Genomic DNA, 14,166 nt, shown 5'->3' with positions numbered 1-14,166 from the left:
TCGCCATGAATTTCACCGACCTGTTCATCAAAAAGCCGGTGCTGGCGATCGTCGTCAGTCTGCTGATCCTGGTGCTCGGTGTGCGTGCGGTCAGCAGCCTGACGGTGCGCCAGTACCCGAAGACCGAGAACGCCACGGTCACCGTCAGCACCGCCTACTACGGCGCCGATGCGCAGACCATGGCCGGCTTCATCACCCAGCCGCTGGAGCAGGCGATCTCGCAGGCGCAGGGCATCGACTACCTGTCTTCCAGCAGCGTGCAGGGCGAGTCCACCATCACTGCCACCCTGCGCCTGAACTACGACGCCAACCGCGCGCTCACCGAGATCACCACCCAGGTGAATTCGGTGAAGAACCAGCTGCCGCCGCAGGCGCAGCAGCCGGTGCTGAACGTGCAGACCGGCGAGACGATCGACGCGATGTACATGGGCTTCTACAGCGATGTGCTGCCCAGCAACAACATCACCGACTACCTCGCGCGGGTGGTCAAGCCCAAGCTCGATTCGATCGACGGCGTGCAGACCGCCGAGCTGCTGGGTGCACGCCAGTTCGCCCTGCGCGCCTGGCTCGACCCGGCCAGGATGGCGGCGCACGGCATCACCGCCAGTGACGTGAACGCGGCGCTGGCCTCGAACAACTACCTGGCCGCGGTCGGCTCCAGCAAGGGCCAGGCGGTGACCGTCGACCTGACCGCCGACAGCAACCTGCACTCGGTGGAGGAGTTCAAGCAGCTGGCGATCAAGCAGGTCAACGGGGCGATCGTGCGCCTGCAGGACGTGGCCACCGTGTCGCTGGGCTCGGAGAACTATGACTTCAACGTGGCCTTCAGCGGCAAGCGCTCGGTGTTCATCGGCATCAAGGTCGCGCCCGACGCGAACGTGCTCGACGTGGCCAAGCGTGTGCGCGCAGCGTTCCCCGACATCCAGGCCCAGCTGCCCAGCGGGCTGACCGGGAAAATCGTCTACGACGGCACCGAGTTCGTGAACAGCTCGATCACCGAGGTGGTCAAGACCCTGGCCGAGGCGTTGCTGATCGTCACGCTGGTGATCTTCCTGTTCCTGGGCAGCCTGCGTGCGGTGATCATCCCGGTGATCGCGATGCCGCTGTCGCTGATCGGCACCTTCTTCGTGATGCTGGCGCTGGGCTATTCGATCAACCTGCTGACCCTGCTGGCGCTGGTGCTGGCGATCGGCCTGGTGGTGGACGACGCGATCATCGTGGTCGAGAACGTCGACCGGCACATGAAGGAGGAGGGCAAGACCCCGCTGCAGGCCGCCCTGCTGGCCGCGCGCGAGTTGGGCGGGCCGATCCTGGCGATGACCGTGGTGCTGATCGCGGTCTACGTGCCGATCGGTTTCCAGAAGGGCCTCACCGGTGCGTTGTTCACCGAGTTCGCGTTCACCCTGGCCGGCGCGGTGACCGTGTCGGCGGTGATCGCCCTGACCCTGTCGCCGATGATGGCCGCGAAGTTCTTCCGCAGCGAGCAGGAAAGCGGCCGCTTCGTGCAGTTCATCGACCGCCAGTTCGATCGCCTGCACCGCGGCTACCAGCGGATGCTGCACAACACGCTGTCGACCTCGTCGGTGGTCATCGTGATGGCCGGGCTGCTGCTGCTGGCGACCTTCGCGCTGGGCATGACCTCGAAATCCGAACTGGCCCCGGAAGAGGACCAGGGCATCGTGGTCGGCCAGATCGTGGGAGCACCGAACGCGACCGCGCAGCAGATGAACGTCTACGCGACGGAGATGTTCGACCTCTCCAGGGACTTGCCGGAATACCAGCAGATGTTCCAGCTGACCGGCGTACCCACCGTCAACCAGGGCATCGGCGGCGTGCTGTTCAAGCCGTGGGATCAGCGCCACCGCAGCGCCCACGAACTGCAGCAGGTGCTGCAGCAGAAGTGGAACGGCATCGCCGGCGGACGAGTGGCGGCGTTCCAGTTCCCGCCGCTGCCGGGTGCCTCGGGCCTGCCGATCCAGGTGGTGATCACCACCACCGAGCCGTTCCAGAACCTCAACGAGGTGGCGTCGCAGGTGCTGCAGAAGGCGCAGGCCAGCGGCAAGTTCTACTTCATCGACTCCGACCTCAAGGTGGACAAGCCGCAGAGCACGGTCAGCCTCGATCGCGACATGATCACCACGCTGGGACTGACCCAGCAGGATGTCGGGTCCGCACTCGGTTCGGCGCTGGGCGGCGGCTACGTCAACTACTTCTCGATCTCCGGCCGCTCCTACCGGGTGATCCCGCAGGTGCTGCAGGTCGACCGGCTCAACCCGAAGCAGGTGCTGGACTACTACATCCGCGTGCCCGACGGCTCGGTGATCCCGGCCGCGACGGTGGCGAAGATCACCAACCAGGTCGTGCCGCGCTCGCTGAACCGCTTCCAGCAGCTCAACTCGGCGACGATCTCCGGCGTATCCGGCCTGTCGCAGGGTGAGGCGCTCGCCTACCTGCGCGATCTGGTGCATCAGGTCGCGCCGACCGGCTACAACGTCGACTACGCCGGCCAGTCGCGCCAGTTCACGCAGGAGTCCGGCGGTTTCGCCGCCACCTTGCTGTTCGCCGTGATCATCGTGTTCCTGGCGCTGGCCGCGCAGTTCAACAGCCTGCGCGATCCGATCGTGATCCTGGTCTCGGTGCCGCTGGCGCTGTTCGGCGCGCTGATCTTCGTCAACCTGTTCACCAGCCTCAACATCTACACCGAGGTGGGCCTGGTGACCCTGATGGGCCTGATCAGCAAGCACGGCATCCTGATCGTGCAATTCGCCAACCAGTCGCAACTGGCCGGCATGAGCAAGCGCGAGGCGATCGAACACGCCGCGGCGGTGCGCCTGCGGCCGATCCTGATGACCACGGCGGCGATGGTGCTGGGCGTGCTGCCGCTGGTGATCGCCTCCGGCGCCGGCGCGGCGGGCCGCTTCAACATGGGCCTGGTGATTTCCACCGGCCTGGCGATCGGCACCATCTTCACCCTGTTCGTGGTGCCCGCGTTCTACCTGTTGCTGTCCACCGATCATCACGGCGAGGCGCGCTCGGACGAGCAGAAGCTGCTGCACGAGGACCCGCTCCCGGAGGCCTGATGGCCCTGCCGCCCAGGCGGCATCGAGGGTCCGCAAGACACACAAAAGGCGCGGGTGACCGCGCCTTTTGTGTATCTGTGCCAGGAGCGCCCGCAGGGGCGCGGCAGCCTAGTTGCGCGACTGCAGCTTCGACAGCAGGCGCAGCAGTTCCAGGTACAGCCAGACCAGGGTGACCACCAGCGCGAACGCGCCGTACCACTCCATGTACTTCGGCGCGCGGACGTTGACGCCGGATTCGATCATGTCGAAATCGAGGATCAGGTTGAGCGCGGCGATCACCACCACCACCGCGCTGAAGGCGATGCCCAGGCCGCTGCTGCCGTTGATGAAGCCCATCGAGTGGCCGAAGAAACCCATCACCATGTTGGCCATGTACAGCAGGAACACGCCGCCGGTAGCGGCGACCACGCCCAGCTTGAATTTCTCGGTGGCGCGGATCAGCCCGCTGCGATAGGCCAGCAGCAGGGCGGCCGCCACGCCGAATGTGAGGCCGACCGCCTGCATCACGATGCCGGGGTAGCGCATCTCGAACATCGCCGAGATCGCACCGATGAAGACGCCCTCCACCAGCGCGTACAGCGGTGCGGTGACCGGGGCCCAGGTTTTCTTGAAGACGGTGATGAGGGCGAGGATCAGCCCGCCGATGGCGCCGCCGAGCATCAGCGGCAACATTGCCGGCAGGCTCGCCGGACCGGCGAACTGGCTCCAGCTGTATGTCGCGCCGATCAGGACCAGGACCAGCAGCAGGCCGGTCTTGTTGACCGTGCCGTTGAGGGTCATCACCTCGTCGCCGTGCGATGCGAGCGCACCGCTGGCGGCGTCGAGGAAGGTGTTCTTGTTGAGTGCCGGGTTGCCGCTTTGCATGATGTACTCCCGTGAGATGCCGGTCATCGTACCTTGCCGGCGGCGAGGTGGCCGCCGGCCTGCGCCGATACGCCGCTGCGCTGACGTGCGCAAACTACGCGACAATACGACCTTGCCGAATGTCGCGGAGTTCCGATGAACCCTTCCACCCTGCGTATCGCCACCCGCAAGAGCGCGCTCGCGTTATGGCAGGCTGAGCATGTGGCGGCCCTGCTGCGTGCGGCGCATCCGGGATTGACGGTGGAACTGGTGCCGATGAGCACCCGCGGCGACGAGATTCTCGACCAGCCGCTGGCCTCGATCGGCGGCAAGGGCCTGTTCCTGAAGGAACTCGAGGTGGCGATGCTGGAAGGCCGTGCCGATCTGGCCGTGCATTCGCTGAAGGACGTGCCGGTGCAACTCGAGCCCGGTTTCACGCTGCCGGCGATCCTGCCGCGGGCCGACGCGGCCGATGCCTTCGTGAGCAACGACCATGCCGATCTGGCGGCGCTGCCGCTGGGTGCGCGGGTCGGCACCTCCTCGCTGCGGCGGCAGGCGCAATTGCGCGCCTGGCGACCGGATCTGCAACTGCTCGACCTGCGCGGCAACGTCGGCACCCGCCTGGGCAAACTCGATGCCGGCGGCTATGACGCGATCGTGCTGGCCTGTGCGGGACTGGAACGGCTGGGCCTGGCCTCGCGCATCCGCGCCCGGCTGGCCGCCCCGGACTGGCTGCCCGCACCGGGCCAGGCGGCGATCGCGATCGAGGCGCGCGACGACCAGCCGGGCGTCGCGGCCCTGCTGGCCGCGCTGGACGATGCCGATACGCGGCTCATGGTCAGCGCCGAGCGCGCCATGAACCAGGCGCTCGGCGGCAGCTGCACGGTGCCGGTCGGCGCCTGGTGCGTGCTGGGCGAGCACGGCCTGCACCTGCGCGGCATGGTCGGCGACGTGGCCAACGGCCGGTTGCTGCATGCACACGCCAGCAGCGATACCGACCAGGCCCTGGCACTGGGCCGGCAGGTCGCGGCGGCGCTGCTGGCGCAGGGTGCGGGCGAATTACTCGGATTTTGACGGAAACCGGCGGCCGTCTGCGGGCTCGAGCCTCGAGTGCCATCTGAAAAACGGCCCCGCCGCTGACGCGACGGGGCCGTTTCGCTCGGGCATGAGCGCCCGGCTCAGAAGCTGTAGACCAGATTGGTCGTGGTCAGCGTGTCGGTCTTCCGGGTGCCCGCCAGCACGTCGCTGTTGTGCCGCACCTGGAAACCGACCTTCAGCGCCAGCTTGCGCGTCATGCTGACCGCCAGACCGGCGTCATTCTGCAGGTAGGTGTTCTTCGAGCCCGCTTCCATCAGCAGGGTGTTCTCGAACGAGGTGTTGCTGGTGAGCTTGTACTTGTAGTTGACCAGACCACGGGCCACCATCTCGCCCTGGGTCGCCTGCCGCTGCGGCACGCTGACGCCGTTGATCACCATGTCGATATCGGCCGGCCGGTAACGCTTGTAACCCGGGCCGATTTCGAACGACAGCTCGTTGCGATCGTCCTTCAGCGCGATATAACCGTAGCCGAGCGAGACGATGCCCTGCCACAGGTTGGCGCCGAAGTCGTCGTGCTCGTAACGCGCCGCGCCGACGATGTAGCTGCGCGTATCGAGCTTGTAGCCGACCGAGGCACCGCCGTCGTAGCGGTTTGCCGTGGTGTTGAACTGCTTGATCGTGTTGCCGGCCGCATCGACCACCTTCTGCTGGCTCTTCGAACGCAAGCCGTCGAGGAAGAAGCTGTTCTTCCACTGCTCGTTTTCCTGGTTCAGGCCGAGCTTGGCATTGACGTTCTCCGAGCGCGAATTGCCGGTGGACGAGGCGAAACCGAATTCACCGGAACCACTCCAGCCACCATGGCTGGCGGCCGAATCGGCACTCGCCGCGTCGGGCGCGGCATCCTGGGCGTACACGGCGGAGCTGGCAATCGTGGCCAGCAACAGGCTGGCGAGCAGGGTCTTCTTCATCCGGCGATCCATTTGTTAAACATTAGTAAGCCGCTCACCTTAACGGGACGGATTGAACTTGCAATGAACAACAGGCTCTGACCGCCCCGTCAGCCCCACGGTTCCAACTGGCCGGTGCGGGCGCCGTGCACCGCGAATCGACGACGACTTGCGGCGGTCCCGGGCCGCCGCCATGCTACACGGCGCCCTCCCACCTTATGCCGACGACACCATGGATCGCTACGAACGCATATTGAGCCTGCACCGCCTGCTGAAGTCGGCGCATTACCCGATTCCGTTGTCGCGCCTGCTCGGTGAACTGGAATGCTCGCGTGCCACGCTGTACCGCGACGTGGCGTTCCTGCGCGACGCGCTCGGCGCGCCGATCGAGAGTGCGGGCACCGACCAGGCCGCGTTCCGCTACGAGCTCGGCGAAGGCGAGAAGTTCGAGCTGCCCGGGCTGTGGCTGACCTCGGACGAACTGGCCTCGCTGCTGGCCCTGAACGAGCTGATCAGCCGCTCCGGCCCCGGCGTGCTGGCCGGCGCACTGGCGCCGTTCAAGGCGCGCATCGAGGGCCTGCTGTCGCATCACGACAGCGGCAAGGCCTTGCCGATCGAGCGCATCCGGGTGATCCCGTGGGGCGAGCGCAAGCTCGACCAGCAGGTGTTTCGCATCGTCGCCGGCGCGGTGCTCGAGCGCAAGCAGCTGCGCTTCCGCTACCGCGCGCGCACCACCAATGCCGACAGCCGCCGCACCGTGTCACCGCAACGACTGACGCATTACCGCGACAACTGGTACCTCGACGTCTGGGATCACGACCGCGAGGCACTGCGCAGCTTCGCTGTCGACCGCATCGTCGAGGCGGGTGCACTGGATGCCGCCGCCATCGATGTCCCGGATGCCGACCTCAACGACCTGCTCACCTCCAGCTACGGCATCTTCGCCGGCAAGCCGAAGGCGTGGGCGACCCTGCGCTTTTCCGCGCACGCGGCCCGCTGGGTGGCCGACGAACACTGGCATTCGCAGCAGAAGGGCGAGTGGCTGCCGGACGGCCGCTACGAGCTGAAGGTGCCGTACTCCAATTCGAAGGAGCTGCTGATGGACGTACTCAAGTACGGCCCGGATGCCGAGGTGGTGGCACCGTTGTCGCTGCGCGAGGAAATGAAGATCCTGCTGCAACTGGCCCTGGGCGGCTACGCCTGACAGCAAAACTGGATATGTCCATCTGTGCCGCAGTGTTCCCGAGGCGGTGATGCACGAAGGCACGAACCCGCTTGGCACGTTCGCCTCCTCTCCCGCTTGCGGGAGAGGATTGAGGTGAGGGCGGGTGCTCGCGGGAAGGCCGAACAAAGCCCGCTCCGGTGCAGCTTCCGTGCAAGATTGTCCCCCTCACCCCAACCCTCGGCAATCGCTCCCTGCATTGCTCTACCTCCTGCATCCATGCAGTCGTCTCCCCGCAGGGGAGAGGGAGCAAACGCAAGGAGCGCATTGCCTTATTGAAGCGGATGGAACGGCCAGAAATGCGGGATCAGCCACATCGACAGCGCGCAGAACATCAGGATCAACGGGATACCCACCTTCATGAAATCGGTGAAACGGTAGCCGCCGGCGTAATAGACCATGGTGTTGGTGGGGTAGCCGACCGGGGTGGCGAACGAGGTCGCCGCGGCGAACGCCACCGCCACCACGAACGGACGCGCATCGGCGTGCACCGCATGCGCCACCGACACCGCGATGCCCACCATCAGCACCACCGACGGGTTGTGTCCCATCAACTCGGTGAGCAGGGCGGTCAGCAGGTAGATCATCAGCAGGGCGGCCAGCGGCCCGTGGTCGCCGACCAGGCCCATGCCCAGTTGCACCACCGTGGTCGACAGGCCGGTCTTCTCGATCGCCAGGCCCAGCGGCAGGATCGCACCGAGCAGGATGATGATTTTCCAGTCGATGCCCTCGTAGACATCCTTGCGACCGAAACAGCCGGTCAGCGCCATCGCCGTGGCACCGCAGATCGCGGCGATCGGAATCGGCAACCAGTGCATGCCCGAGATCAGCACCACCGCGGCCATGATCGCCACCGCCACGAGTGCCTTGCGCGGGGTCCGGTGCGCGTCCTCGCGCTCGGTCAGCACGATGAAGGCCTCCTCGCCGCGCAGCTTCGACATGCTGTCCTCGTCGACCAGCACCATCAGTACGTCGCCGACCGCCAGGCTGACGTCGCTGAGCTTGTCGCGCAGCACGACACCGCGGCGGTGGATCGCCAGCAGGGTGGCGTTGTAGCGCCAGCCGATACCGGATTCGAGAAAGCGGCGGCCCTCGATCGAACTGCCCGGCGCCACGATCATCTCGGTCAGCACGCGGGGGCGCTCGTCGCCATGGGCGTAGTGCAGCTCCGGCGCGTTGCGCAGCTTGGCGCCGCGGCGGAATTCCTCGATCTTGTCCCAGTCGCCACGCACCAGCAGCACGTCGCCCGCCGCCAGCTGCTGCGAGCGCGGTGACCACATGCGTCGTTCACCGCGCAGCAATTCCAGCGGATAGACACCGAACTTCTCGCCCAGTTGGGCGTCGGCGATCATCTTGCCGATCAGCGGCGAGTCCGCGGTCAGCTCCAGCTCGGTCACGTACTTGCCGATTTCCAGTTCTTCCGGCAGCTGCGTGTCGATATGCGCCGGCAGCAGCCAGCGGCCGACCAGCATCAGGTAGACGATGCCGGCGACGCCGAGCACCGCACCCAGCGGCGTCATCTCGAACACGCCGATCGGCAACAGGCCCTGCTTCTGCGCCAGGCTGTCGGCCAGCAGGTTCGAGGAGGTGCCGATCAGCGTGCACACGCCGCCCATCTGCGCCGCGTAGGCCATCGGCATCAGCACGCGCGCCGGCGAGGTATGCGTGCGCTGGCATACGCGCAGCACCAGCGGCAGGAAGGTGGCCACCAGCGCGATGTTCTTGATGAAGGCGCCCAGCGGAGCGATCACCAGCATGACGGCCAGGGTCAGCAACCACGGTTGCCGAATCTTCATCAGCAGCCGGCTCAGCGGCTCCAGTGCTCCGGAACGCTCGATGCCCAGGCTCAACGCGAACATCGCCGCCACCGTCACGGTGGCTTCATTGCTGAAGCCGGACAGGGCTTCGACCGGACTCACGATGCCCAGGATCACCAGCACCGCCAGGGTCATCAGCGCGACCAGATCGATGCGCACCTTTTCGCTGGCGAACAACGCCATCGCCGTGGCGATCACCACCACCGTGGCCCATGCCTGCCAGGTCATGCGGGTACTCGCGTGCGCGCCGCGCGCATCGCGAGAGACCGCTGGATCGAGGGTTCATCGGTGTGGCGCATGCGTGCTCCAGGGCTTGCCGTCGTTCTTGCAGGCCCTCATCCTAACCGGCAAGGCTCGATGTGTATCACCGGGGCCGGCCCGTTCGCCTCCGCACCGCAAGGAAACGGGTAGCGATCATGGCGAAGGAGGAATCCCGCAGCACAGCCAGTCCGCGATCGGAGCAGGCGTATGAATCATGACGAAATCACCACCGCCAGCCTCGCCATCGCGGCGACGGCCGCGGCGGACAAGCCCACGGTAGCGCTCGCACTGGGAGCCGGTGGCGCGAAGGGGCTGGCGCATATCGGCGTGATCGAGGAGCTCGAGGCTCAGGGATTCGAGATCGTCGCGATTGCCGGCAGTTCGATGGGCGCCCTGATCGGCGGCATCCACGCGATGGGCAAGCTGGACGTCTATCGCGACTGGGTCTGCGCGCTGGCCCGGTTCGACGTGCTGCGGCTGCTCGACTGGACGTTTTCCGGCGGCGGCCTGATCAAGGGCGAGCGGATCATCGACACCCTGCGCAGCCTGATCGGCGACATCCGCATCGAGGAGCTGCCGCTGGCCTTCACCGCGGTGGCCACCGATCTCGATCGCGAGCGCGAGGTATGGCTGACCCGCGGCAGCCTGTTCGATGCGATCCGCGCCTCGATCGCGGTGCCCACGGTGTTCCGCCCGCATCGCCTCGACGGCCGGCGCCTGGTCGATGGCGCCCTGCTCAACCCGGTACCGGTGACCCCGTTGATCGGCGTACGGGCGGACTTCCTGCTCGCAGTGAGTATCGACGGTCCGTCCGAGGCGGCGGTCCCGGTCGCGCCGGTGGCGCGCGAGCCGGTCGACGAGAACAGCTATCGGCACCGCATCGGCGAGTTCATCACCCGCCTGATGCCGGGAGGCGAAAGCCAGCCGCGCACGCCAGGCACGCTGGATACGCTGGCGCAGGCGATGGATCTGATGCAGGCCAACCTGTCGCGACTGCGACTGGCCGCCTACGAGCCGGACCTGCTGATCGAGCTGCCACGCAACATCGCCAGCGTCTACGAGTTCTACCGCGCCCGCGAGCTGATCGAACGGGGTCGCCTGCAGGCGCGCGCGGCACTGACCGACTGGCCGAGATCGACCGCCCCGCTGCGGTCGCCCTGAGCGACTCCCGCAGCGGTCAGCAGGGACCGTGCGTGCGCAACCAGTTCTCCAGATACGCCTTGAGCGCCACCGCGTTGTTGTGCTCCTCGTCGCGTGCCGCGTAGAGCAGGGTGACCGTGTGCCGCGCCGCCCGCTCGGCCAGCGGGCGCCAGTATTCGGGCACGCCGTCCAGCTCGCTGGCATAGCGGTGGCGAAAACCGTCCCAGCGGGCCGGCGCGTGCCCGAACCACTGGCGCAATGCGGTGGATGGCGCCAGCTCCTTCGCCCACAGGTCCAGCGGCGCGCCCTCCTTCTTGAGCCCGCGCGGCCACAACCGGTCGATCAGTACACGGTAACCGTCGCTATGGGCGGCCGGCTCGTAGACACGTTTGACGACGATACTCATGACGATCCCCCGAAAGGAGGTCTGTCAGCATACGACGACCGGATCGGCTCGGCATGACGTGAGTCAAAGTTCCTCGACCCGGGTCACCTTGCCACGGCGCATCAGCCACGCCACGCCGCGCAGGTCGGCCAGCCCGACCCACAGCCGATCCAGCATGCCGTACTTGGATACCCCGGCGGTACGCGGACGATGCCCGACCGGGACGCTCTGGCTCCGGAACCCGGCACGCTTGACCAGCGCCGGCAGATAGCGGTGCATGTGGTCGAAATAGGGCAGGCGCAGGAACACCTCGCGATCGAACAGCTTCAGGCCGCAGCCGGTATCCGGCGTGGCGTCGCGCAGCATGCGCGAGCGCACCGCATTGGCGACCTTCGAGGAAATGCGCTTGTTGAAGCTGTCGCGGCGGGTGGTACGCCAGCCGGCGAACAGCCGCGTCTCGGCCATCGCGGCATCGCGCGCAGCCAGCAGTTTGGGGATGTCGCCCGGATCGTTCTGGCCATCGCCGTCCAGCGTGGCGATCCACGGCGCCCGCGCCGCGCGCACGCCATTCCACACCGCGGTGCTCTGCCCGCTGCGGGTGACGTGATGGAGCACGCGCAACTCCGGATGCAGCGTCTTCTGCGCCGCCAGCACCTCGCGGCTGTCGTCGCTGGAATCGTCGTCGACGTAGATCACCTCGTAGTCGACCCGGCCGCGCAAGGCGGTGGCGATCTCGGCGAGCAGCGGCGGAATATTGTCGCGCTCGTTGAACACGGGAACGACGACGGAGAGCTGGGGCATGATCCATTCCGGAAACAGTCAGACGCCGATTATCGCGCATGCGCCGGTTTCGCGCCCGCGGCCGCCGGCCACGGGCGGCGCCGCCGGCCGCCGGGGCACCCGAGACCGAAACCCGTTGTAAGGAATTCCGGGCCGGCCGGGTCATCTGTTGCAGCCGGAATCGTCCGGCATCCACAGGAGAGACCCATGCAAGCCAAGACCGTCATCAGCTCCACCCTGCTCAGCCTGCTCGCCGCCGGCGCGCTGGGCGTCGCCACCAGCTCGCACGCCGCCGACAAGATGGACGCCGGCAGCATGCAGAAGTGTTACGGCGTCAACGCCGCGCACAAGAACGACTGCAAGGCGGGCTCGCACTCCTGCGCCGGGCAGTCGTCGAAGGCACGCGATCCGAACTCGTTCGTCGAGGTGCCGACCGGCCTGTGCTCGAAGCTCGCGGGCGGTTCGCTGACCCCGAAGAACGGCTGATCGTCGATGCAGCCAGCGCGTGATCATCGCGCGGGCCCGATCCCGGCAGCCGTCGGGATCGGGTTGCGGCCGCCGCACATCGAGCATGTGCTGGAGCGGCGACCGGCCGTGCCGTTCTTCGAACTGCACAGCGAGAACCTGTTTTGCGAAGGCGGCCCGATGTGGGACGTCTTCGCTCGCGTGCGCCGCGACTATCCGGTCAGCCTGCATGGCGTGGGGCTGTCGCTGGGCAGCGTCGACGCGCTGGACCCGGCGCACCTGCGGCGCCTGCGCGAGGTGATCGTGCGCACCGCGCCGGCGCTGGTCTCCGAGCATGTCTGCTGGGGTGCGGTCGGCGGACGCCATTTCAATGACCTGCTGCCGCTGCCGTATACCGAGGAAGCCCTGGCGGTGATGGTCGAGCATGTCGATCAGCTGCAGCAGGCGCTGCAGCGACAGGTGTTGCTGGAGAACGTCTCCAGCTACATCCATTACACGCATTCGAGCATGCCCGAGTGGGAGTTCCTCGCCGCGCTGGCCCGGCGCAGCGGTTGCGGCCTGCTGCTCGACGTCAACAATGTCTACGTCAACAGCATCAACCACGGCATCGACGCCGTGCGCTACCTGGACAGCATCGACCCCGCCACGGTCGGCGAGATCCACCTGGCCGGATTCACCCGCAAGGAAGGCCTGGGGGGACCGCTGCTGATCGACACCCACGATCACCGCGTCGACCCCGCCGTGTGGCGGCTCTATGCCCACGCGATCGAACGCCTGGGCCCCCGACCGACCCTGATCGAATGGGATCAGGATCTGCCGCCCTTCGAGGTCCTCGAGGACGAAGCCCGCATCGCCACGGAACACCTGCATGTCCGCGCCACCGAGCCTGTCTGAGCTGCAGTCGGGCTTCGCCCGCGCCATGATCGATGGCGCCGCGCCCGCGCTGCTGCCGTGGATCGATGCCCGCGGCATCGCGCCGGCGGCACGCCTGCAGATCTATCGCAATGCGATCCTGGCCACCCAGGTGGCCTCGCTGGTCACCAGCTTCCCGGCGGTCGAGCGCATGCTCGGCACCGATTGCTTCGATGGCTGGGCCACGCGCTACGCGGCCTGGCACGGCAGCCGCAGCGGCAACCTGCAGAACCTGGGCGACGACTTCGCGGACTATCTCCAGGCCCAGCCGGAACTGTCGGGGCTGGCCTGGCTCGGCGAACTGACGCGGCTGGACTGGCTGCGCCAGCGCACGATCCTGGCCGCCGACGCCGAGCCGCTCGACGCCGCGGCACTGGCGGCGGCGCTGCGGGTCGCCGGTGACGACCCGGCCTTGCACCTGCTGCCCTGCGTGCACGCGATGGCCGCGCCTTTTCCGCTGCTCGACCTGTGGCGTTACTGCGAGTCGCCCGAGACCTCGCACGTGAATCTCGAGGGCGGCGCGCAGGGCGTGCTGCTGTGGCGCGAAGACGGCCAGGTGGCAATGCAGAGCTGCACGCCGGCCGGGGTCGCCTTTGTCGCCGCACTGAAGCAGGGCGCGCGGGTATCCGTCGCCCTGGCGGCAGCGCAGGCACTCGATGCCGGGGCCGGGATCGCCGCGCTGCTCGGCCCGGTGCTGACCCACGCGCTCATTCACCACGTACCCCCTTCCTTGACTCCTGCAGAGAATCCCGCATGAATGCCTCCACCTCGACTTCCGTACGCCACTGGCAGGACCTGACCGCCGCCTTGCGTCACCTGCAGCCGCTGGTCCTGCTGCTGTTCCGGCTGCTGGTGGCGGCCGCGTTCTGGCGCGCCGGCGTCGTCAAACTGGCCGATCCGTCGGGCACGCTGGCGCTGTTCAGCAGCGAGTACCACGTGCCGTTGCTGTCACCGCCGGTGGCGGCCGCGCTGGGCACCTGGGTCGAACTGATCACGCCATGGTTTCTGGCCTTTGGCCTGGGTACCCGCGCGATCGCCGCGATGCTGTTCGTCTACAACATCGTCGCCGTGGTGTCGTATCCGGACCTGTGGCCGGACGGCTTCTGGACCGGCCTGGTCGGCAGCGATTTCGACGACCACAAGGCATGGGGCCTGATGTTTCTGGCACTGGTGGCCTGGGGCCCCGGCAGCCTCTCGCTGGATGGCCTGGGCAGCTGGTGGCTGCGTCGTCGCGATGCCTCGCCAGCCTGAACCGTGACGGTCGAACCCCGGGTCC

General features: G+C 67.2%; 13 protein-coding genes. 8 read left to right on the top strand and 5 right to left on the bottom strand.

From position 1 onward, the window contains the following. Positions 1–5: 5 nt before the first annotated feature. On the top strand, positions 6–3,080 hold the full coding sequence (locus ACFPPA_RS18285) for an efflux RND transporter permease subunit (protein WP_377322546.1): 3,075 nt from the start codon (positions 6–8) through the stop codon (positions 3,078–3,080). A gap of 108 nt (positions 3,081–3,188) precedes the next feature. On the opposite strand, the gene ACFPPA_RS18280 is transcribed toward ACFPPA_RS18285, so the two are convergent. After that, on the bottom strand, positions 3,189–3,944 hold the full coding sequence (locus tag ACFPPA_RS18280) for a Bax inhibitor-1/YccA family protein (protein ID WP_377322544.1): 756 nt from the start codon (positions 3,942–3,944) through the stop codon (positions 3,189–3,191). A gap of 135 nt (positions 3,945–4,079) precedes the next feature. Here ACFPPA_RS18280 and hemC point away from each other — a divergent pair, with 135 nt between their 5' ends. Further along, positions 4,080–4,997 (top strand): hydroxymethylbilane synthase, encoded by a 918-nt coding sequence (gene hemC / locus ACFPPA_RS18275; protein WP_377322542.1) that lies wholly within the window; start codon positions 4,080–4,082, stop codon positions 4,995–4,997. A gap of 104 nt (positions 4,998–5,101) precedes the next feature. On the opposite strand, the gene ACFPPA_RS18270 is transcribed toward hemC, so the two are convergent. Continuing rightward, on the bottom strand, positions 5,102–5,929 hold the full coding sequence (locus tag ACFPPA_RS18270) for a DUF481 domain-containing protein (RefSeq protein ID WP_377322540.1): 828 nt from the start codon (positions 5,927–5,929) through the stop codon (positions 5,102–5,104). Between the two features lie 211 nt (positions 5,930–6,140). Here ACFPPA_RS18270 and ACFPPA_RS18265 point away from each other — a divergent pair, with 211 nt between their 5' ends. After that, positions 6,141–7,112 carry a helix-turn-helix transcriptional regulator gene (locus ACFPPA_RS18265; protein WP_377322538.1) on the top strand — a complete coding sequence of 324 codons (972 nt, stop codon included), beginning with the start codon at positions 6,141–6,143 and terminating at the stop codon, positions 7,110–7,112. Positions 7,113–7,402: 290 nt separating this feature from the next. Here ACFPPA_RS18265 and ACFPPA_RS18260 read toward each other — a convergent pair whose 3' ends face one another. Next, positions 7,403–9,175, bottom strand: a complete 1,773-nt coding sequence (locus ACFPPA_RS18260) for an SLC13 family permease (protein ID WP_377322536.1) — start codon at positions 9,173–9,175, stop codon at positions 7,403–7,405. Positions 9,176–9,415: 240 nt separating this feature from the next. Between ACFPPA_RS18260 and ACFPPA_RS18255 the strand changes: the two genes are divergently transcribed. Continuing rightward, on the top strand, positions 9,416–10,369 hold the full coding sequence (locus ACFPPA_RS18255; RefSeq protein ID WP_377322534.1) for a patatin-like phospholipase family protein: 954 nt from the start codon (positions 9,416–9,418) through the stop codon (positions 10,367–10,369). 16 nt (positions 10,370–10,385) lie between these two features. Here the strand turns inward: ACFPPA_RS18255 and ACFPPA_RS18250 are convergent, their stop codons facing one another. Further along, positions 10,386–10,754, bottom strand: coding sequence for a DUF488 domain-containing protein (locus ACFPPA_RS18250; protein ID WP_377322532.1), 369 nt, complete (start codon positions 10,752–10,754; stop codon positions 10,386–10,388). A gap of 63 nt (positions 10,755–10,817) precedes the next feature. After that, positions 10,818–11,534 carry a glycosyltransferase family 2 protein gene (locus ACFPPA_RS18245; protein ID WP_377322530.1) on the bottom strand — a complete coding sequence of 239 codons (717 nt, stop codon included), beginning with the start codon at positions 11,532–11,534 and terminating at the stop codon, positions 10,818–10,820. Positions 11,535–11,720: 186 nt separating this feature from the next. Here ACFPPA_RS18245 and ACFPPA_RS18240 point away from each other — a divergent pair, with 186 nt between their 5' ends. From ACFPPA_RS18240 to ACFPPA_RS18225, 4 genes are read left to right on the top strand one after another with little or no spacing between them, the layout of a single operon-like run. Further along, positions 11,721–11,999 carry a BufA1 family periplasmic bufferin-type metallophore gene (locus ACFPPA_RS18240; protein ID WP_377322528.1) on the top strand — a complete coding sequence of 93 codons (279 nt, stop codon included), beginning with the start codon at positions 11,721–11,723 and terminating at the stop codon, positions 11,997–11,999. Between the two features lie 6 nt (positions 12,000–12,005). Further along, positions 12,006–12,872: an MNIO family bufferin maturase gene (gene bufB, locus ACFPPA_RS18235; protein WP_377322526.1), complete on the top strand. Its 867-nt coding sequence runs from the start codon at positions 12,006–12,008 to the stop codon at positions 12,870–12,872. Further along, positions 12,847–13,647 carry an HvfC/BufC family peptide modification chaperone gene (locus tag ACFPPA_RS18230; protein WP_377322524.1) on the top strand — a complete coding sequence of 267 codons (801 nt, stop codon included), beginning with the start codon at positions 12,847–12,849 and terminating at the stop codon, positions 13,645–13,647. The genes bufB and ACFPPA_RS18230 overlap by 26 nt, the downstream gene beginning before the upstream one ends. Next, positions 13,644–14,141, top strand: coding sequence for a DoxX family protein (locus tag ACFPPA_RS18225; protein WP_377322522.1), 498 nt, complete (start codon positions 13,644–13,646; stop codon positions 14,139–14,141). Before ACFPPA_RS18230 ends, ACFPPA_RS18225 begins: the two co-directional genes overlap by 4 nt. Positions 14,142–14,166: the final 25 nt, after the last annotated feature.

Source organism: Rhodanobacter ginsengisoli (assembly GCF_042657065.1).
Classification (GTDB): domain Bacteria; phylum Pseudomonadota; class Gammaproteobacteria; order Xanthomonadales; family Rhodanobacteraceae; genus Rhodanobacter; species Rhodanobacter ginsengisoli.
Note: the sequence above shows the minus strand (reverse complement) of the source record. Positions and strands in the feature narration are given on the sequence as shown.

Excerpts from the sequence above, each read along its gene's own strand:
- ACFPPA_RS18285 (WP_377322546.1), top strand. The coding sequence starts at position 6 with ATGAATTTCACCGACCTGTTCATCAAAAAGCCGGTGCTGGCGATCGTC.
- ACFPPA_RS18280 (WP_377322544.1), bottom strand. The coding sequence starts at position 3,944 with ATGCAAAGCGGCAACCCGGCACTCAACAAGAACACCTTCCTCGACGCC.
- hemC (WP_377322542.1), top strand. The coding sequence starts at position 4,080 with ATGAACCCTTCCACCCTGCGTATCGCCACCCGCAAGAGCGCGCTCGCG.
- ACFPPA_RS18270 (WP_377322540.1), bottom strand. The coding sequence starts at position 5,929 with ATGAAGAAGACCCTGCTCGCCAGCCTGTTGCTGGCCACGATTGCCAGC.
- ACFPPA_RS18265 (WP_377322538.1), top strand. The coding sequence starts at position 6,141 with ATGGATCGCTACGAACGCATATTGAGCCTGCACCGCCTGCTGAAGTCG.
- ACFPPA_RS18260 (WP_377322536.1), bottom strand. The coding sequence starts at position 9,175 with ATGACCTGGCAGGCATGGGCCACGGTGGTGGTGATCGCCACGGCGATG.
- ACFPPA_RS18255 (WP_377322534.1), top strand. The coding sequence starts at position 9,416 with ATGAATCATGACGAAATCACCACCGCCAGCCTCGCCATCGCGGCGACG.
- ACFPPA_RS18250 (WP_377322532.1), bottom strand. The coding sequence starts at position 10,754 with ATGAGTATCGTCGTCAAACGTGTCTACGAGCCGGCCGCCCATAGCGAC.
- ACFPPA_RS18245 (WP_377322530.1), bottom strand. The coding sequence starts at position 11,534 with ATGCCCCAGCTCTCCGTCGTCGTTCCCGTGTTCAACGAGCGCGACAAT.
- ACFPPA_RS18240 (WP_377322528.1), top strand. The coding sequence starts at position 11,721 with ATGCAAGCCAAGACCGTCATCAGCTCCACCCTGCTCAGCCTGCTCGCC.
- bufB (WP_377322526.1), top strand. The coding sequence starts at position 12,006 with ATGCAGCCAGCGCGTGATCATCGCGCGGGCCCGATCCCGGCAGCCGTC.
- ACFPPA_RS18230 (WP_377322524.1), top strand. The coding sequence starts at position 12,847 with ATGTCCGCGCCACCGAGCCTGTCTGAGCTGCAGTCGGGCTTCGCCCGC.
- ACFPPA_RS18225 (WP_377322522.1), top strand. The coding sequence starts at position 13,644 with ATGAATGCCTCCACCTCGACTTCCGTACGCCACTGGCAGGACCTGACC.